Source organism: Aurantiacibacter hainanensis (assembly GCF_036321025.1).
Classification (GTDB): Bacteria; Pseudomonadota; Alphaproteobacteria; order Sphingomonadales; family Sphingomonadaceae; genus Alteraurantiacibacter; species Alteraurantiacibacter hainanensis.
On record NZ_JAZAPB010000002.1, the window covers coordinates 1363370 to 1381215 of the forward strand.

Below are 17846 nucleotides of genomic sequence, written 5' to 3' on the forward strand. Positions count from 1 at the left end.
ACCATGGCGACCAAGGTTGCAATCAACGGTTTCGGACGCATCGGGCGCCTCGTTGCGCGCGCCCTGCTGGAGCGGGACGACCACGACTTCGAACTGGTCGCGATTAACGACCTGGCCGATACCGATGCCAATGCCCTGCTGTTCGGCTTCGACAGCACCCACGGCCGTTTCCCCGGCACGGTGGAAGTCGACGGCAGCAACCTGGTGATCAACGGCAAGACCATCGCCGTCACCAGCGAGCGCGATCCCGGCAACCTGCCGCACAAGGACATGGGCGTCGACATCGTGCTGGAGTGCACGGGCTTCTTCCAGAGCCACGAGGCCGCCGAACCGCACCTGAAGGCTGGTGCCAAGCGCGTGCTGATCTCGGCTCCGGCGAAGAACGTCTCGGCCACCGTGGTCTACGGCGTGAACCACGACGTGCTGACGGCGGACGACGTGATCGTATCCAACGCCAGCTGCACCACCAACTGCCTCTCTCCGGTGGCCAAGGTGCTGCACGAGACGGTGGGTATCGAGCGCGGTTTCATGACCACGATCCACAGCTACACCAACGACCAGCGCATGCTCGACCAGATGCATTCCGACATGCGCCGGGCGCGCGGCGGGGCACAGAACATGATCCCCACCACCACCGGCGCGGCCCGCGCGGTGGGTCTGGTGCTGCCCGAACTGGCAGGCAAGCTCGACGGCTCCAGCGTGCGCGTACCCACGCCCAACGTCTCGCTGATCGACCTGGTCTTCACGCCCAGCCGCGATACGAGTGCGGAAGAACTGAACAAGGCCCTGCTGGCCGCAGCCACCGGTCCGATGAAGGGCGTGCTCGACTATACTGAGAAGCCGCTCGTCAGCCAGGATTTCAACCACCACCCGGCATCGTCCACCGTGGACTCGCTGGAAACCGCCGTCCTCGAAGGCAAGCTGGCGCGCGTGGTCAGCTGGTATGACAACGAATGGGGCTTCTCGAACCGCATGATCGACACTGCGGGCGTGATGGCGAAGTTCCTTTAGGAAAGACCGCCATGGCCGCGTTCAAGACCCTCGACGATCTGCCCGAAGACCTTTCGGGCCAGCGCGCGCTGGTGCGTGTGGACCTGAACCTGCCGATGAAGGAAGGCAGGGCCACCGATCTCACCCGCGTGAAGGCCGTCGCGCCGACCATCCTGGAACTGAGCGGGCGGGGTGCGAAAGTGCTGCTGCTCGCCCACTTCGGGCGGCCCAAGGGTGAACGCCACTCCACCATGTCGCTCAGCTACGTGCAGGGCGCGGTGGAAGAGGTCCTGGACCGCGAGGTGATGTTCATCTCGGAAGTTCAGGGCCCCGTAGTGGCGCAGTCGCTCGACATTCTGAGCGACGGCGATATCGGCATCCTCGAGAACACCCGTTTCTGGCCGGGCGAGGAAGCCAACGATCCGCAGTTCGCCACTGCCATCGCCGCCAACGCCGATTTCTACGTCAACGATGCTTTCTCCGCCGCGCACCGCGCTCATGCGACGACCGAGGGGCTGGCCCACGTGCTGCCGGCCTATGCCGGACGCGCGATGCAGAAGGAACTGGAGGCGCTCGACGCGGCGCTCGGCAACCCCACGCCGCCGGTTGCTGCCGTCGTTGGCGGGGCGAAGGTTTCCACCAAGCTGGCAGTGCTGGAAAACCTCAGCCGCAAGGTGCAGCACCTGATCATCGGCGGGGGCATGGCCAACACCTTCCTCGCCGCCAACGGCGTGGACGTGGGCAAGAGCCTGTGCGAGCACGACCTGACCGACACCGTCCGCAAGATCATGGATGCCGCCGACGAGGCCGGTTGCACGATCCATCTTCCCTACGACGTCGTGGTGGCGAAGGAGTTCGCTCCCAACCCGCCAAGTCTGCGCACCTGCAACGTTCACGAAGTGGCCGAGGACGAGATGATCCTCGATATCGGCCCGCAGGCGAGCGAGGCGCTGGCTGACGTCCTGAAGACCTGCGCGACGCTGGTGTGGAATGGCCCGCTGGGCGCGTTCGAGACTCCGCCGTTCGACGAGGCAACAGTGGCTCTCGCCAAGACCGCCGCCGCGCTGACGCAGGACGGATCGCTGACCTCGGTTGCGGGCGGAGGCGACACGGTCGCCGCGCTGGCCCATGCGGGCGTGGCGGACGAGGTTACCTATGTCTCGACGGCGGGCGGTGCTTTCCTGGAGTGGATGGAAGGCAAGGAACTGCCGGGCGTCGCGGCGCTCTCTGCGTGAAGCTGCGACCTGCGCTCGCAACAGAGCGCCAGGCGGTGGCCGCCGTGCACACGGCAAGCTGGCGCGACAGCTATCGTGACCTTATCGATCCCGGCTACCTTGCCGACATAGACCGTCGCATGGCGCTACAGTGGGAAGAGAAGGCGATCGGCGCGGACGATCTGCTGCTGGTGGCCGAAACCGACCAAATCGCGGGCTTCCTGTTCGCCCGCGGCGGCGATCCTGCCTTCATCAATTCGCTTCACGTGCTGCCGGGCCAGCGTTCGCAAGGTATCGGCGCGCGGCTGATGGCCGAAGCGGCAAGGCGCTTTCTCGATGCGGGAAGCACCGGGGCCTATCTCGACGTGCTGACCACGAACCACCGGGCCATTGCTCTCTACCAACGCCTGGGCGGCATTCCCGGCGCGGTGAAGGCCAAGGAGGTAGGCGGCGTCATGCTGCCCAACCTGCGTATCGACTTCCCCGACCTTCGGGCTATCATCGCTGCGGCATGACGCAGTCCCACCATCTCTTCTCCACTCCATTCGTCGTCGATACGCTGCAGAGCGAGGCAGGCATTGCCATGCTGCGCGAAGCCATCGAGGCCGAGATGGCGCGCGATCCGAAGGGCCTGGACATATCCAATCTTGGCGGCTGGCATTCCAACACGCAGATGCTGGACTGGGGCGGGGAGGCGGCGAAAGCGCTGGTCTACAAGGCAATGACCATGGCAGATGCGGCGACCCTGGATGCGAAATCGCCGCAGGAAAGCCGGTTTGGCTGGATCCCGGAGCTGTGGGCCAACGTCAACCGCAAGGGACACGCCAACCAGTATCACACCCACCCGGGCAGCTATTGGTCCGTCGTCGCCTATGTCGACGATGGCTATGTCGGCAGCGAAGATCCGGAACTTGGCGGTGAACTCCAATTGCTCGATCCTCGCGCGCCCACGCCCCAGATGGCCGCGCCCGACCTCAGACTGCTGGGCGCGGATGGACGGCCGCAGCCTCCAGAGATCACCATTCGGCCGAAAACCGGCATGGTGGTGATGTTCCCCAGCTGGCTGCAACACTCCGTGCGCATGTTTCATGGCGAGGGCACTCGTATCTCCATCGCCATCAACCTTACGGCGGCGCTGAAGAAGCAAGGCTGACTGCGCGCTACCTAAGGCGCAGGGTGGTTCCGGCGAGGCCCTCCAGATGCTTGCCAATCGGCTGGTCCGGCTGATCGGCCAGGCGAGTCTCCGGGTTCGCCCGGTGGCAAGAGAGGGACGAGGTGTCGTGCTCGATCCGTGCTCTCAGTGGCGCAGCGTGGGACGCCTCCTCCTGCAACTGTTTCATCAACTTGCACAACCCACGCACGCCGAATAGGAGCCTCGCATAACCAATCCGGAGTTGAGGAGCTTCCGCATGAACACTCGTGAAATGTCCGCCAAGATCGCCGAAGGTAACGGTTTCATCGCCGCGCTGGACCAGTCGGGAGGGTCCACGCCCAAGGCCCTGCGCGGCTATGGCGTAGACGACAGCGAATGGTCGGGCGACGACGAGATGTTCGACAAGATCCATGAAATGCGCAGCCGCGTCATCACCTCGCCCAGCTTTGCCAGCGGCAAGGTGATCGGCGCGATCCTGTTCGAGAAGACGATGGACGGTGAAGTCGACGGCAAGCCCACGGCAGAGGCGCTCAAGGAGCGGGGAGTGGTGCCGTTCATCAAGATCGACCAGGGCCTGGCCGACGAAGAGAACGGCGTACAGCTGATGAAGCCGCTGACCAAGCTCGACGCGCTGCTGGAGAAGTCGGTAGCCAAGGGCATGTTCGGCACCAAGGAACGTTCCGTCATCAAGTCGGCGAACCCGGAAGGCATCGCTGCGATCGTCGCCCAGCAGTTCGAAGTGGGCAACCGCGTCCTGGACGCCGGCCTGATGCCGATCCTGGAACCGGAATACGACATCACGGCACAGGACCGGGCCGAGGGTGAGGAGATTCTCAAGGCGGAAATCCTGAAGCAGCTCGAAGACCTGCCCGAAGGGCGGCAGGTGATGCTGAAGCTGTCGATCCCGGTCGTGGCCGATCACTACCGCGAACTGGTGCAGCACCCCAAGGTGCTGGCCGTGGTGGCGCTGTCTGGCGGTTACTCCACCAGCGAGGCATGCGAGGAACTGGCGAAGAACCACGGCATGATCGCAAGCTTCAGCCGAGCGATGCTGCAGGATCTGCGGGCGCAGCAGAGCGACGAGGAATTCGATGCGACGCTGAAACGCGCAATCGATTCGATCTGCGCGGCCTCGGTCGCCTGATCGTTCAGGGTGCTGCCTCGAACGCGAAGCGATAGTCGGCAGGGGCGATCTCCTCGCCGACTTCGCGATCGGGCAGGACCGCGGATAGCGACAACGCCACGCCGTGGCTTTCATACGGCTCGCCAAGGGTGAGTTCGACGGTTTCGCGCCAGCCCGCGCCGTCGATGCGGGTGAGAACGATGACGGTTCCAGCCTGGATGCAACGCGCGTTCATCGGACACCGGCTGTCTTCCCGCAATTCCATCGGCGTGACGACAACGGCGCCGGCCTGGACCGGCTGCCGCAAGGGGACCGGCGTGCCGGATGCCTGCGCGGGGCCGTTGTCGACGATGGGAGAATCGGGAATGGCAGTACACGCCGCAGACAGAGCGAGGACGACTGCGGCTAGGATAGGCCGGATCGGCGGTAACGATTTCATGGCCGCGACTTACCGCGACGCGGAAATACTCGCATGAGAAAATCGACCAACACCTTGTTAGCGCGGTCCAAAAGTGCCGGCAAACCATGTCGGACCGGAGGATTAGGATTTGTGGTTGTGAGCCCGCTTGCTAATGGGCTGGCATGACGACGCCCGGTTGCCAGCTTTATCTGATCTCTCCCGCCGATGTCGGCGGGGAATTTCCACAGCGGCTGGACCGTGCGCTGCTGGCGGGCAAGGGTCTCGCCACGGCGTTCCAGTTTCGCGTGAAGGGTGTCGATCAGCACCAGGCGGCGCGGCTGGCCGCGCCGTTGCAGGAAATATGCCGGGCGCACGATGTTGCCTTCATCGTCAACGACTCCGTTCCGCTGGCAAAGCGCCTGCGGGCCGACGGCGTACACCTGGGCCAGGCGGACGGCGACGTGCGAGAGGCGCGTGAGGAACTGGGGCGGGACGTGCAGATCGGCGTCACCTGTCATGCCAGCCGGCATCTCGCGATGGAAGCGGGCGACGCTGGGGCCGATTACGTGGCGTTTGGCAGCTTCTTTTCCAGCGAAACCAAGGCAAGCGACCACCGCCCCGACGCGAAAATGCTCGCGTGGTGGAGCGCGCTGTTCGAAATTCCCTGCGTTGCGATCGGCGGGATCACCCCGGCCAACTGCCTGCCGCTGGTGGAAGCCGGCGCCGATTTCCTGGCCGTCTCTCACTCCGTTTGGAGCGGCGACGAGACCGAGGCGGTGAAGGCCTTTGCACGCATCTTGTCGAAAAGCTTGTAATTGCCACGTTTTTGATCGTGGCGCAGACTTAGGTATACTCGTCACATGGCATCTTCTTTCGCAGAAAAGGCACAGGTCGCGGCCGTTGCGGCGACGCTGGTATCCGCAGGATGGATCCTGGCGGGGGCGTTCCTCCTCGACCGGGAGGAGGCTGCGGAGATCGAACAGGAGATCGCCACGAAGCAGGCGTCCGAACCGGCTGAACCCGCAGCAGGCGCAGGCGGCGATGTAGAGGTCGCGGAAAGCGGCGAAATGGCCTCCACCCCGCCTGAGACCGAGACATCGACGCTGATGATTCCGGTCCTGAACGTCGCTGCCACCGACCTTTCCGACACTTTTTCCGACGAGCGCGGCGGCGGCACGCGTCTGCACGAGGCGCTCGACATTCCGGCACCGGAGGGAACATCGGTGATCGCCGCTGCGCCTGGCACGATCGAGAGGCTGTTCCGATCGGATGCGGGCGGCAATACGGTTTACGTTCGGTCCGAGGATCGGCAGACGATCTACTACTACGCCCACCTCGACGAATACGCGCCGGGCCTGAACGAAGGGCAGCGCGTTCGGCGAGGGCAGCGGCTGGGAACGGTAGGATCGACCGGCAATGCCGAGCCCGACGCGCCGCATCTCCACTTCGAGGTCATGCGCACCACGCCGAGCGCCGAGTGGTGGGAACCAGCGACGTCGGTCAATCCCTATCCGTTGCTGGTTGGTCGCTAGCGGCCTTGCCGCACGCAGCGGAGTCGGCCGGGCTGGCCTTGCTCGATCTTGCGCAGGAAGCCGTTGCCGATGATCTGGTAAGTGTCGCCATTACGCGGCCCGCTGGTCATGATCACCTGATTACCCCGGCGCAGGTAGGTGCCGTTTCCCTGCGGAGAGGAATAGCGCGAGGCGCTCTCGATGGAGAAGCTTTCCTGCGGCTGCGGCACGCCCGCGGCACCGCCGGCATCGCCGGGCAGCTCGCACTGGTAGAAGCCGCGTTCTATCGTGCCGATCTCGCCCTGGGCGAATACGGGGGTGGCCGGCAGAGCACCGACGAGCGCGAATGAAAGCAGAAGCCTTTTCATGGCTCGCGCACTAGCATTGCTCGCTTGCCGCGTCATGAACATCTGCATTGCCCCTGCGCCTCTTTTCTTGCCGCCACGCCTGCCCTCGGGTAGGGCGCGGCGCAATCCCGACAAGACTCAAGGCGAGCGATCATGAAAATCAGCGGCGTGGACATCCGTCCCGGCAATATCATCGAATACGAAGGCGGCATCTGGAAGGTCGCCAAGATCCAGCATACCCAGCCGGGCAAGGGCGGGGCCTACATGCAGGTCGAGATGAAGAACCTGATGGATGGCCGCAAGACCAACGTGCGCTTCCGCAGCGCCGACACGGTGGAGAAGGTGCGCCTCGACACGCAGGAATACCAGTTCCTGTACGAAGACGGCGACATGCTGGTGTTCATGGACACCGATTCCTACGAGCAGATCAATCTGCCCAGCGATCTGCTGGGCGATGCCCGGCCCTTCCTGCAGGACGGGATGCAGGTGCAGCTGGAACTGTGGGAGGAACGGCCCATCAGCGTGCAGCTGCCGTCGCAGATCGAAGCCGAGATCGTCGAGGCCGATGCCGTGGTGAAGGGCCAGACGGCTTCTTCCAGCTACAAGCCTGCCATCCTCGACAATGGCGTGCGCATCATGGTGCCGCCGCATATCGAGAGCGGCACGCGCATCGTGGTGGACGTCTACGAGCAGGCCTACGTCGGGAAGGCTGGCTGACCCGTCATGGCTGCAATTTCAGGTCTTATCCGCGTGATGGAAAAGGCTGCCCGCAAGGCGGGTGGCCGTTTGCGCCGCGACTTCGGCGAAGTCGAGCACTTGCAGGTGAGCCGCAAGGGTCCTTCTGACTTCGTGTCGAAGGCGGATCAGGCGGCCGAGCGCATCTTGTGGGACGAACTCAAGGTAGCCCGTCCGGGATGGGGGTTCCTGCTGGAAGAGGCAGGAGAGATCGAGGGCGATGAGGGCCAGCCGCGCTTCATCATCGACCCGCTCGACGGCACCAGCAATTTCCTCCACGGCATTCCGCATTTCGCGGTCAGCATTGCCGTGCAGGAGCGCAAGCTGGGCAGCGACGACTGGGGCGACGTGGTGGCCGGCATGGTCTACCAGCCGATCACCGACGAGACTTTCTGGGCTGAAAAGACACGCGGAGCCTGGCTGCATGACGGGCGCCTGCGCGTGTCGGGCCGTCGCCAGCTGTCCGAGGCACTGATCGCGACCGGAACGCCTTACCAGGGGCACGGCGACTTCGCCGAATGGTCCCGGATTTTCGGGGCGGTCGGGCCAAACGTCGCGGGCATCCGCCGCTTCGGCTCCGCCGCGCTGGACCTCGCCTGGGTCGCGGCCGGACGATACGACGGCTTCTGGGAAAGCGACCTTTCACCGTGGGATACCGCCGCCGGCTGCCTGTTGGTGCGAGAAGCGGGCGGGTTCGTGTCGGACTATCGCGGACGCTCGCAGCCGATTTGCGACAAGCAGGTAATCGCGGGCAACGATCAGATGCATTCCCGCCTGCACAAGCAGATCGCCGCTGCGCTGAAATAGGTCACACAGCCGCGCGAGGGCGATGCAGGCTTGCGGGCGATTGCCGGTAAAGCTAAGCGCGCTGTCCTGCCCGGCATGCCCCTGTGGCGGAATTGGTAGACGCGCTCGACTCAAAATCGAGTTTCTTACGAAGTGCCGGTTCGAGTCCGGCCAGGGGTACCACGGCAAAAGTCGACAAGGGCAGGGCCTTTTCGGCGAAATTCCTTGATATTACGGCACCGCTTTGGGCATTGTCGAAGCGACCGTGATCGAAGTTCCTTCCTTGCACGCCACTGCGGCGATGGCCCTGACGGTCGTGGTGTTCTACCTCTTCGTTCGCGGCCGGATGTCCATCGAGATCGTCTCGCTGCTGGCGATCGCGATCATCGCGGTCGGTCTTTATTTCTATCCCATGCCGCATACCCAGCCCACCGATGGGCTGCAGCTCGCTTTCGCGGGGTTCGGCCACTACGCGCTGATAACGATCTGCGCCCTCATGGTGATGGGCAGGGGGCTGGTCGTGACCGGCGCGCTGGAGCCGGCGGCGCGGATGCTGGCGCGGGTGTTCAAGTTCAACCTGCAGACCGGCCTGCTACTGTCGCTGTTGCTGGCATTCTTCCTGTCCATGGGCGTCAACAACACGCCGGTACTCGTCCTGCTGATCCCGATATTCGTCACGCTGGCCGCGCGGGGAGCGATGCCCGCCTCGAAAACGCTGATGCCGCTCAACGCATCCTCGCTGCTGGGCGGGCTGGCGACTACCATCGGCACGTCCACCAACATCCTGGTTGTCGCCATCGCAGTGGACCTAGGCATGCCGCGCATGGGGGTGTTCCATTTTACCCCTATCGTGCTTGTCGCCTCGCTGATCGCGCTGCCGTACATCTGGCTGGTGATGCCGCGGATGCTGAAGGACAACAGTCCGGAGACCGGCCACAGTCACCGCTGGTTTCATACCCGTCTGCGGGTGCCTCCCACGAGCAACCTGATCGGCAAGCATTTCGACGAGGTGGTCGACATGCTGCCCGAGGATTTCCGCTTCGAGGAGCGCCCTGACGGTCCGTTCGCACCGGGCCAGCGCCTCCGCATTTCCGGCACACACGATGCCCTGGAAGACGCGGTGCGCGTGCTGGAGGGGCAGATCGCGCCGGGATGGGTCGTCGACCAGATCCAGCGGCAATCGCTCGACCGTCGCGCCGACATGAAGGTCGTCGAGATGGTCGTGACCAGCGACTCCCGTCTCGTCGGTCGGACGCTGGCAACCTCCGGCATAGCCGATCGCTACGGGGTCGCGGTGCTGGGCATCCATCGGCCGGATCGACCGCTGCGGTTCGAACAGGAGGAAACGCAGGCCGAATTGCGCTTCAACGAAGGCGACGTGCTGCTTGTAATGGGCCTGAACGAAGCGCTGGCAGAGTTCGTGCAGGCCGACAGCCTGTTGCAGCTGGAAGGCGAGCGCGAAGTGCCCCGCCGCTCCAAGGCATGGCTGGCTGCCACGATCATGGGCGTTTCCGTCGGTCTGGCATCGATCGGGGCATTGCCGATCGCAATCGCCTCGCTGGGCGGCGCGATCCTGATGTTCCTGACAGGGTGCGTGAAGTTCGACCGAGTGGGTAGGGCACTTTCCGGCCAGGTGATAGTGCTGGTGGCGGCCAGTATCGCCATCGGTCGTTTCGTGCTCGACAGCGGCGCGGCCGGCTGGCTGGGCGAGTCGCTAGCGATAGGATTGCAGTTCCTGCCACCGGCAGGGGTACTCGCCGCGATCATGATCTTCGTGACGGTGCTGACGAACTTCGCCTCGAACGCCACGGCTGCCACCGTCGGCACGCCGATCGCCTTCAGCATCGCGAACGAACTCGGCCTGCCGCAGGAGCCGCTGATCCTCGCCGTGCTGTTCGGCTGCAACCTGTGTTACGCGACGCCGATTGCCTACCAGACGAACATGCTGATCATGGCCGAAGGTAACTATTCCTTCCCGGACTATCTGCGAACGGGCGTTCCCCTGGTGCTTATCATGGTGGTAACGCTCAGTTTCCTGCTGGTTACGTCCTACGACATGTAGGTGCGCATGGCGGCGATTCCGCCTCGATTTCGATCCTCTGAAGCGGTGCTCTGGTTAATCCGCGGTTATCCATAAATCGTTCGCCACCGGGGAACGGTTCGAAAATGTCGGCATTCTAGCGCCGATATAACAAAGGATAATCCAATGACCGAAGAACGCGTGACCACGACGAAAACGCCTGACGGCGATACGCATACGACGACGGTAATTCACGACGACCAGAAGTCGGGCGGCGCGAAGTGGGGCCTCCTGATCGGCCTGCTCGTGCTGGCTGTCGTCGCATTCGTCGTCTTTTCCCAGATGAGCGATGCTGAAATCGCAAAGGACGAAGCGGTCGCAGGCGCGGCTGACAGTGTCGGCGATGCGGCCAGCAATGTGGGCGAAGCTGCACAGAATGTCGGCGATGCAGCGCAGGACGCGGCGGACAACCTGTCTGAATAATCTTACACCCTCGGCAAGGAGGGACTGTAAAGTTTACCGACATTTCATACCTCGCCGTTAACCGAGTGCGGAAGCCGGAAATTCCTCCGGCATCTGTCCGGTGAGTGATGGTCCGCCTTTTCAAGCACTACATCCCCCACGCGGTCCTGTTTCTGGGCGCGATTGACCTGATCCTGCTGGTCGTTGCCGCCGATCTGGCCCTCATCCTAAGGGCGAGCCAGATCGGCACCGACACCGGCAGCCTGGGGGCACGGATAGGGCAATCCCTGAGCCTCGCGGCGATCACGCTGTCCTCGATGATCGCCGTGGGGGTCTACGGTCCCGAAGCCCTTCGTTCGCTACGGATCGCCTGTGCCCGGCTGCTGGTGGCGCTGAGCCTCTCCATCCTCGCGCTGGCGCTCGTGGACTTCCTGCTTCCGGGCAGCATGTTCTGGCGTTCCACACTGCTTTACGCGATCGTGTTCGCGCTGCTCCTCCTGGTGCTCAACCGCACGATCGTCGGCGCATGGCTGGGGACTTCGGCCTTCCGCCGGCGCATTCTGGTACTTGGGGCAGGACTGCGCGCCCAGCGGCTGCAGGTGCTTTCGGCGAAGGAGGGAAGCGGTTTTACCGTCGTCGGGTTCATCAGCATGAGCGGCGCTGCGCAGCACGTCACTCAAGCTGTGAAACGCTCCGCGATCTCGGACCTGTCCGCCCACGTGGCGAGCCTGGGCGCATCCGAAGTGGTTCTCGCGATGGAGGAACGGCGCAACGCCCTGCCGCTCAAGGACCTGCTGCGCATCAAGACCGCGGGCGTTCACGTGAACGAATTTTCCAGCTTTCTCGAACGGGAGACGGGCCGGGTGGACCTCGACACGCTCAATCCCAGCTGGTTGATCTTCTCCGATGGCTTTTCGTCGGGCCGCGTCATTTCCTCGGCAGCAAAGCGCACGTTCGACATCATGGCCAGCGGCCTGCTGCTGCTGCTCACCTTTCCCCTGATCGCGTTCTTTGCCGTTGCGGTGAAGCTGGATAGCAAGGGCCCAGCCTTCTTCCGGCAGAAGCGCATCGGGCTCTACGGGGAAACCTTCGAAATCCTCAAGCTGCGATCGATGCGAACCGATGCCGAAAAGGACGGGTCGAAGTGGGCGGAGCGCGACGATCCCCGGATCACGCGGGTGGGCGCTGTCATCCGCAAGTTGCGGATCGACGAGTTGCCGCAGGTCTGGACCGTTCTGAAGGGACAGATGAGCTTCGTCGGTCCGCGACCCGAAGTGCCGGCCTTCGTCGAGGACCTTGAGGACAAGCTGCCCTATTACGCCGAACGTCACATGGTGAAGCCGGGGATCACCGGCTGGGCGCAGATCAACTATCCATACGGCGCCAGCATAGAGGACGCGCGTCACAAGCTGGAATACGATCTGTATTACGCCAAGAACTATACGCCCTTTCTCGACCTGCTGATCATGCTTCAGACGCTGCGCGTCATCCTCTGGCCGGAGGGCGCACGATGACGGCGAGCTTCTGGGACATCGCGGGCTATTTCGCCTTCCTTGCGACCGCCTGCAGCGCGGTGGCCCTGGCCCTGTGGCTGGCGACCAGCCAGCGTGCGCAGGGTCCTGCGATCAAAGCCTGCTCGGCGGCTCTGTTCTGCTCGGCCCTGTGGGCGTTCTCGACCATAGGCCTTGGTCACAACAACATCGCCACGGGGGTGCTGACCATTACGGCCAACCTGGCATGGCTGTGGATGCTCTATCGCCTGTTCGCGCATGACGAACGCGACAAGAGCATGGGGCCGATCCGTCCCGTGGTCTTCGCGCTGGGCTTCGTCGAACTGATGCAGCTTACCCTGATCGCGCTCGCGCTGCGCTATGGCGGAGCGCCCGACGTATCCGTGCTGGTGATGCGGTTCGCATTCACCTTTCGCCTGCTGTTCTGCATCGGGGCGCTCGTGCTGCTGCACAACCTCTATGCCGGGGCATCCGCCCAGGCCCGGCAAGGTTTGCGCTGGCCGGCTGCCGCGCTGGGCGTCATCTGGCTCTACGATCTGAACCTGTACACGATCGCCTATCTCGACGATGCCTTGCCCACGCTGCTGCTGAAGCTGCGCAGTCTTGCGCTGGGAGTGGCAATCTTCCTGCTCGCCATGGGCATGGTGCGTAACCAGAGCGAACTGCGGTTTCGGCCGTCGCGCAGTTTTACCTTCCAGTCTTTCTCCCTGCTGCTGATCGGTGCCTACCTGGTGGTGATGGTCGTCGTTGCGCAGGGTCTTGCCTACCTTGGCAGCGACTACGACCGCATGTTGCAGACCGGGTTCGTATTGCTGGCCAGCGTCGTGGCTCTCACACTGCTGCCGTCGAAGAAGCTGCGAGGGTGGCTACGGGTCACGCTGTCCAAGAACCTTTTCCAGCATCGTTACGACTACCGCGCCGAGTGGTTGCGCTTTACCGATACCATCGGCCGAGCCGGCCCTCAGGCCCCTCCGCTGCCGGAACGCGCCGTTCAGGCGGTGGCCGACATCACGGATAGTCCCGCCGGCCTGCTTCTGACCCCGCGAGAAGAGGGTGGCCTTGGGCTCGAGGCACGCTGGCAGTGGCCAGATATCGACGTGCCGGCGGAGGCGATCGACGCCCTGGGAGCGTCCTTCCTGGCTGACAACCAGTTCATCGTCGATCTCGACGACCTGCGCGCCGGAGAAGCGAACACCGTGCCGTCTGTCGCAACGCCAGCCTGGTTGATGGAGGCCGGTCGATCCTGGGCGCTCGTGCCGCTGCTCCATTACGAGCGGCTGGTGGGCGTGGTCGTGCTGGCAAGGCCCAGCGTCGCCCGGCGACTGGACTGGGAAGACTTCGATCTGCTCCGCGTCGTTGGGCGCCAGCTGGCCAGCTACCTGGCCGAGCGCAACAGCCAGAATGCTCTTGGAGAGGCGCAGCGGTTCGACGAGTTCAACCGGCGCATCGCCTTCGTCATGCACGATATCAAGAACCTCGCCAGCCAGCTTTCGCTGCTTGCGGGCAATGCTGAAAAGCACGCGGACAAGCCCGAATTCCGGGCCGACATGATCCTCACGCTGCGTAACTCGACCGACAAGCTGCAGGCCCTGCTTGCCCGGCTTGGCCGGTACGGTGGGCACGGAGCGAAGGAACGTGAGCCGGTGCAGCTTGCCAAGGTGCTTGGCCGGATCGTCGCGCAGTACAAGGGCAAGCACGAGGTCACGCTCGCGCAGTGCGAGGAGGCGGAGGTCAAGGCCGACGCCGAAGGGCTGGAACAGGCCCTGGTGCACCTGGTGCACAATGCCATCGAGGCGAGCGAGGCGGACGCGCCTGTATTTCTCACGTTGCGCCGCGAACCGGGCAGCGCGGTGATCGAGGTGGTGGACTCGGGCAATGGAATGAGCCCCGAATTCATCCGGACGCGGCTGTTCAAGCCATTCCATTCATCGAAACCGGGAGGCTTCGGCATCGGTGCTTTCGAAGCCCGCGAACTCGTTCGGACCATGGGCGGAAGCCTGGAAGTGGAATCGCGCGAAGGGCTGGGCACCCGCTTCCTGGTCCGCCTGCCCCTCAACGAGACGGCGGATCTGATCCGGACCATGCAAGAACATCAAAGGGCCAATGAGGTTGCGTAATGGCTGACAACAAACCCAAACTTCTCATCGTCGAGGACGACGCCGGACTCCAAGCCCAGCTGAAATGGGCCTACGAGGATTTCGACGTCGTGATCGCCGGCGACCGCGACAGCGCGATTGCCGCCCTCCGCTCGGAAGAACCGCAGGTCGTGACGCTGGACCTCGGCCTTCCGCCGGACCCCGACGGCACCTCGGAAGGGTTCGCGGTGCTCGACGCCATCATGGCGCTCAAGCCGGATACGAAAGTGGTTGTCGCATCCGGCCACGAAGCTCGCGAAAGTGCGCTCAATGCGATCCAGCGGGGTGCCTACGATTTCTATCAGAAGCCTGTCGACATAGAGCATCTCGGCCTGATCGTGCGGCGGGCACTGAACCTGCGCCGAATCGAGGAGGAAAACCGCCGCCTCGCCAGCAAGGCGGGGGATGGCAATACCGTGCTTGGCGGGCTGATTACATCCGCGCCGGAAATGGTGAAGGTCGCGCGCACGATCGAGCGGGTTGCCAACACGAACGTCTCGGTCATGCTTCTTGGCGCAAGCGGCACGGGCAAGGAATTGCTCGCCCGCGGCGTGCATGATGCCAGCGACCGCAAGTCGGGCAACTTCGTCGCCATCAATTGCGCGGCCATTCCCGAAAACCTGCTGGAAAGCGAGCTGTTCGGTCACGAGAAGGGCGCATTCACCGGCGCGGTAAAGACCACGGAGGGCAAGATCGAACTTGCCGACGGCGGAACCCTGTTCCTCGACGAGGTGGGTGACATTCCCTTGCCGCTGCAGGTGAAATTGCTGCGCTTCCTCCAGGAACGCACGATCGAACGCATCGGCGGCCGAAAGTCGATTCCGGTCGATACCCGCATCGTTTGCGCCACCCACCAGGATCTGGAGACCATGATCGCCGACGGACGCTTCCGCGAAGACCTGTTCTACCGTCTCGCCGAAGTTGTCGTGAAGATACCCTCGCTGGCCGAGCGACCTGGCGATGCGACGCTGCTGGCCAAGGTCTTCCTCAAGCGCTTTGCCCAGGAGATGAATCCCTCGGTGACGGGCTTTGCCACGGACGCACTGGCCGCCATCGATGGCTGGGGCTGGCCGGGCAACGTTCGCGAGCTGGAAAACCGCGTGAAGCGTGCGGTGATCATGGCCGACAGCAAACTGGTCAGCGCCGAGGACCTGGACCTTTCCGACGATGAAGAGGAGGACGCGCAGGTCCTCAACCTGAAGAGCGCACGCGAGAGATCCGACCGGAAAGTCATTCGTCACGCGCTTGCGCGGAGCGAGGGAAACATCTCGAGCACGGCGAAGATGCTGGGGGTCAGCCGGCCCACGCTCTACGACCTGATCAAGCAATACGACTTGCAGACCTGATCCGGCAGCGGCAAACGGCGCGGCGATGCTATCCCGCGTGAAATCGCTGTTCGATCCGCTCGTGCGGTTGCTGCTGCTGGCCATCGTGCTGGCGAGCGTGCTGCCCGTGTCGGGCGAGAGCCGGGCGATTGCGCAACTGGTTTCCGACGCGGCCATCTTCCTGCTGTTCCTGCTCAACGGCCTGCGTCTTCCGCGCGAGCAGGTGTTGCGGGGCATGCGAAACGCGCGTTTCCTCATCCCGCTGATCCTTTGGGTCTTCGGCGCGATGGGCCTGGCTGGCCTGGTGGGGGCCGAGATCGGAGCGGCATCGCTTCCCGCCAGCATGGCACTTGGATTCGTCTTTCTCGGAGTGCTGCCCTCCACGGTACAGTCTGCGACGGCCTACAGTTCGCTTGCCGGTGGAAACGTGGCGGCCTCGGTCGTGGCCGCCGCGACGCTGAATATCCTGGGGGTATTCATCACCGCGCCCCTTATCGGGCTGATGGCGAGCAGCGACATGCCGGGCATCGACCTTGGCGGGCTGGAGCGGATCGGGCTGATCCTGCTGCTCCCTTTCGCCCTGGGGCAGCTGCTTCAGAACCGGCTCGGACCGTTGGTGGCAGATAACCGCAAACTCGTCAGCTGGATGGATCGTATCGCCATCGCGATCGCCGTCTATGTCGCCTTCTCCGGGGCCGTCGAGCAGGGCCTGTGGACGCTGATCGGCATTGCGGACTGGATCCTTCTTCTCGCAATCGTCGGCGCTATGCTGGCTTTCGGATTTTTCGGATCGTGGTGGGTTGGCGGCCTGCTGCGGCTGGACTTGCCTGACCGCATAGCCTTCCTTTTCGCGGGCGCGCAGAAGAGCATCGCCATGGGCGCACCGCTCGCGGCAATCCTGTTTCCGCCGGCTACGGCTGGACTCGTGCTGCTGCCCGTCCTGCTATACCACCTGATTCAGATGGTGATCTCCGCTCCCCTGGCAGGGCGATTCAGTCGGACATTGCAGGCGAACTAGTGTCGGACGCCTCGCGCCGGTTGTGGCGCAGCGACCACCAGAACGACAGCCCGATGAGGGCGCCGCCAATCAGCCCGGTCAACGTCTCGGGGATATGCACCACCGCAGATGTCAGCATGATCGCGCCCAGCACGATGATGGCCCAGAACGCCCCGTGTTCGAGGAAGCGATATTCCGACAGCGTGCCCTTGCGAACGAGATGGATCGTCATCGAGCGCACGAACATGGCACCGATCGACAGGCCGAGCGCGATGATGATCATGTTGTTCGAAAGCGCGAATGCCCCGATCACCCCGTCGAAACTGAAGGACGCGTCGAGCACTTCGAGGTAGAGAAAACCGCCCAGACCCGAGCGCATGACTTCGCCGGACGCGTTCTTGCGGGTTTCCTCGCGCATGTTGAGGTATTCGCCCAGGGCGTCGACCGCGATGTAGGTCACCAGGCCCAGCACGCCTGCCGTAAGGAACGTCAGCGCTTCCTCCTCCGGCAATTGCAGCGAGATCGTCCACAGCACGATCAGCAACAGGCCGATCTCGATAGCCGGCAATACCGCGACCTTCTGCAGGTTTTCCTCGACCACGCGGATCCAGTGAACTTCCTTGTCCGCGTCGAAGAAGAACTTGAGACCGACCATCGCCAGGAACGCGCCGCCGAAACCGGCGATGCCGATATGCGCGCCCGACACGATTTCCTCGTAGCGCTCCGGATCGTTCAGAGAGAGGTCGATCGCTTGTATGGGCCCGATGCCCGCAGCGATTGCCACGATCGCGAGGGGGAACACGATGCGCGTGCCGAAAACGGCGATGGCGATACCCCAGATGAGGAACCGCTCCTGCCATTTCTCATCCATTTCCTTGAGTATCGACGCATTGACGACCGCATTGTCGAAACTGAGCGAAACCTCGAGGATGGAGAGGATGAGGATGATCCACATGATCTCCAGCACGCCGGACACGGAATCCGTGCTGGCGATGCCGTACCACAGGCCTAGCGCGAAGCAGGCGGCGGTGAAGACGAGCGAGAACTTGTAGTAGCGAAGCAGGGTCGCCATGCGAGTGGTCGTTCCGTTACTGGAGGGAATCTGGTGGCAACGCGCGGCTGGCGCGATGGGTCCGG

At 63.7% G+C, this 17846-nt stretch carries 18 protein-coding genes and 1 tRNA gene; 16 read left to right on the forward strand and 3 right to left on the reverse strand.

Going from position 1 to position 17846, the window contains the following annotated elements; all coding sequences use genetic code 11:
• Positions 1-3: 3 nt before the first annotated feature.
• From gap to AAA989_RS14020, 5 genes are all read left to right on the forward strand, one after another.
• Positions 4-1011: a type I glyceraldehyde-3-phosphate dehydrogenase gene (gene gap / locus AAA989_RS14000; RefSeq protein ID WP_338244587.1), complete on the forward strand. Its 1008-nt coding sequence runs from the start codon at positions 4-6 to the stop codon at positions 1009-1011.
• 11 nt (positions 1012-1022) lie between these two features.
• Positions 1023-2225 (forward strand): phosphoglycerate kinase, encoded by a 1203-nt coding sequence (locus tag AAA989_RS14005; RefSeq protein ID WP_338244589.1) that lies wholly within the window; start codon positions 1023-1025, stop codon positions 2223-2225.
• Entirely contained in the window at positions 2222-2719 is a 498-nt protein-coding gene (locus AAA989_RS14010) for a GNAT family N-acetyltransferase (protein WP_338244590.1), read from the forward strand. Before AAA989_RS14005 ends, AAA989_RS14010 begins: the two co-directional genes overlap by 4 nt.
• The gene (locus AAA989_RS14015) at positions 2716-3357 is read left to right on the forward strand and encodes a 2OG-Fe(II) oxygenase family protein (RefSeq protein WP_338244591.1); all 642 of its coding nucleotides are present in this window, start codon (positions 2716-2718) and stop codon (positions 3355-3357) included. The genes AAA989_RS14010 and AAA989_RS14015 overlap by 4 nt, the downstream gene beginning before the upstream one ends.
• A gap of 256 nt (positions 3358-3613) precedes the next feature.
• On the forward strand, positions 3614-4501 hold the full coding sequence (locus tag AAA989_RS14020) for a fructose bisphosphate aldolase (protein ID WP_338244593.1): 888 nt from the start codon (positions 3614-3616) through the stop codon (positions 4499-4501).
• 4 nt (positions 4502-4505) lie between these two features.
• Here AAA989_RS14020 and AAA989_RS14025 read toward each other — a convergent pair whose 3' ends face one another.
• Positions 4506-4919, reverse strand: coding sequence for a hypothetical protein (locus AAA989_RS14025; RefSeq protein WP_338244595.1), 414 nt, complete (start codon positions 4917-4919; stop codon positions 4506-4508).
• A 143-nt stretch (positions 4920-5062) separates the two neighbouring features.
• On the opposite strand from AAA989_RS14025, the gene thiE reads away from it, so the two are divergent.
• Positions 5063-5695 carry a thiamine phosphate synthase gene (gene thiE, locus AAA989_RS14030; protein ID WP_338244597.1) on the forward strand — a complete coding sequence of 211 codons (633 nt, stop codon included), beginning with the start codon at positions 5063-5065 and terminating at the stop codon, positions 5693-5695.
• A 45-nt stretch (positions 5696-5740) separates the two neighbouring features.
• A complete protein-coding gene (locus AAA989_RS14035) occupies positions 5741-6412 on the forward strand; it encodes a M23 family metallopeptidase (RefSeq protein WP_338244599.1) in 672 nt (223 codons plus the stop codon).
• Here the strand turns inward: AAA989_RS14035 and AAA989_RS14040 are convergent.
• Positions 6409-6759, reverse strand: coding sequence for an elongation factor P (locus tag AAA989_RS14040; protein ID WP_338244600.1), 351 nt, complete (start codon positions 6757-6759; stop codon positions 6409-6411). The genes AAA989_RS14035 and AAA989_RS14040 overlap by 4 nt on opposite strands.
• A gap of 132 nt (positions 6760-6891) precedes the next feature.
• Between AAA989_RS14040 and efp the strand changes: the two genes are divergently transcribed.
• The 9 genes from efp (at position 6892) to AAA989_RS14085 (ending at position 16730) form a co-directional block, all read left to right on the forward strand.
• Entirely contained in the window at positions 6892-7455 is a 564-nt protein-coding gene (efp, locus tag AAA989_RS14045; RefSeq protein WP_338244602.1) for an elongation factor P, read from the forward strand.
• A gap of 6 nt (positions 7456-7461) precedes the next feature.
• Positions 7462-8280 carry an inositol monophosphatase family protein gene (locus tag AAA989_RS14050; protein WP_338244604.1) on the forward strand — a complete coding sequence of 273 codons (819 nt, stop codon included), beginning with the start codon at positions 7462-7464 and terminating at the stop codon, positions 8278-8280.
• A 77-nt stretch (positions 8281-8357) separates the two neighbouring features.
• Positions 8358-8442: transfer RNA gene (locus tag AAA989_RS14055), tRNA-Leu, on the forward strand.
• Positions 8443-8560: 118 nt separating this feature from the next.
• Entirely contained in the window at positions 8561-10321 is a 1761-nt protein-coding gene (locus tag AAA989_RS14060; protein WP_338244606.1) for an SLC13 family permease, read from the forward strand.
• 144 nt (positions 10322-10465) lie between these two features.
• Complete coding sequence (locus AAA989_RS14065) at positions 10466-10762, forward strand: hypothetical protein (RefSeq protein WP_338244608.1); 297 nt, start codon at positions 10466-10468, stop codon at positions 10760-10762.
• Positions 10763-10869: 107 nt separating this feature from the next.
• Complete coding sequence (locus tag AAA989_RS14070; protein ID WP_338244610.1) at positions 10870-12255, forward strand: TIGR03013 family XrtA/PEP-CTERM system glycosyltransferase; 1386 nt, start codon at positions 10870-10872, stop codon at positions 12253-12255.
• Positions 12252-14369, forward strand: a complete 2118-nt coding sequence (gene prsK / locus AAA989_RS14075) for an XrtA/PEP-CTERM system histidine kinase PrsK (protein ID WP_338244613.1) — start codon at positions 12252-12254, stop codon at positions 14367-14369. Before AAA989_RS14070 ends, prsK begins: the two co-directional genes overlap by 4 nt.
• Complete coding sequence (prsR, locus tag AAA989_RS14080) at positions 14369-15733, forward strand: PEP-CTERM-box response regulator transcription factor (protein WP_338244615.1); 1365 nt, start codon at positions 14369-14371, stop codon at positions 15731-15733. Before prsK ends, prsR begins: the two co-directional genes overlap by 1 nt.
• A 25-nt stretch (positions 15734-15758) precedes the next feature.
• Positions 15759-16730: a bile acid:sodium symporter family protein gene (locus AAA989_RS14085; protein ID WP_338244616.1), complete on the forward strand. Its 972-nt coding sequence runs from the start codon at positions 15759-15761 to the stop codon at positions 16728-16730.
• On the opposite strand, the gene AAA989_RS14090 is transcribed toward AAA989_RS14085, so the two are convergent.
• Entirely contained in the window at positions 16705-17781 is a 1077-nt protein-coding gene (locus AAA989_RS14090; RefSeq protein ID WP_338244618.1) for a DUF475 domain-containing protein, read from the reverse strand. The two genes, AAA989_RS14085 and AAA989_RS14090, sit on opposite strands and share 26 nt — an antisense overlap.
• Positions 17782-17846 lie beyond the last annotated feature (65 nt).

Bases quoted from the DNA above. Each gene is read 5' to 3' on its own strand.
- gap (WP_338244587.1), top strand. From the start codon at position 4: ATGGCGACCAAGGTTGCAATCAACGGTTTCGGACGCATCGGGCGCCTC.
- AAA989_RS14005 (WP_338244589.1), top strand. From the start codon at position 1,023: ATGGCCGCGTTCAAGACCCTCGACGATCTGCCCGAAGACCTTTCGGGC.
- AAA989_RS14015 (WP_338244591.1), top strand. From the start codon at position 2,716: ATGACGCAGTCCCACCATCTCTTCTCCACTCCATTCGTCGTCGATACG.
- AAA989_RS14020 (WP_338244593.1), top strand. From the start codon at position 3,614: ATGAACACTCGTGAAATGTCCGCCAAGATCGCCGAAGGTAACGGTTTC.
- AAA989_RS14025 (WP_338244595.1), bottom strand. From the start codon at position 4,919: ATGAAATCGTTACCGCCGATCCGGCCTATCCTAGCCGCAGTCGTCCTC.
- thiE (WP_338244597.1), top strand. From the start codon at position 5,063: ATGACGACGCCCGGTTGCCAGCTTTATCTGATCTCTCCCGCCGATGTC.
- AAA989_RS14035 (WP_338244599.1), top strand. From the start codon at position 5,741: ATGGCATCTTCTTTCGCAGAAAAGGCACAGGTCGCGGCCGTTGCGGCG.
- AAA989_RS14040 (WP_338244600.1), bottom strand. From the start codon at position 6,759: ATGAAAAGGCTTCTGCTTTCATTCGCGCTCGTCGGTGCTCTGCCGGCC.
- efp (WP_338244602.1), top strand. From the start codon at position 6,892: ATGAAAATCAGCGGCGTGGACATCCGTCCCGGCAATATCATCGAATAC.
- AAA989_RS14050 (WP_338244604.1), top strand. From the start codon at position 7,462: ATGGCTGCAATTTCAGGTCTTATCCGCGTGATGGAAAAGGCTGCCCGC.
- AAA989_RS14060 (WP_338244606.1), top strand. From the start codon at position 8,561: ATGGCCCTGACGGTCGTGGTGTTCTACCTCTTCGTTCGCGGCCGGATG.
- AAA989_RS14065 (WP_338244608.1), top strand. From the start codon at position 10,466: ATGACCGAAGAACGCGTGACCACGACGAAAACGCCTGACGGCGATACG.
- AAA989_RS14070 (WP_338244610.1), top strand. From the start codon at position 10,870: ATGGTCCGCCTTTTCAAGCACTACATCCCCCACGCGGTCCTGTTTCTG.
- prsK (WP_338244613.1), top strand. From the start codon at position 12,252: ATGACGGCGAGCTTCTGGGACATCGCGGGCTATTTCGCCTTCCTTGCG.
- prsR (WP_338244615.1), top strand. From the start codon at position 14,369: ATGGCTGACAACAAACCCAAACTTCTCATCGTCGAGGACGACGCCGGA.
- AAA989_RS14085 (WP_338244616.1), top strand. From the start codon at position 15,759: ATGCTATCCCGCGTGAAATCGCTGTTCGATCCGCTCGTGCGGTTGCTG.
- AAA989_RS14090 (WP_338244618.1), bottom strand. From the start codon at position 17,781: ATGGCGACCCTGCTTCGCTACTACAAGTTCTCGCTCGTCTTCACCGCC.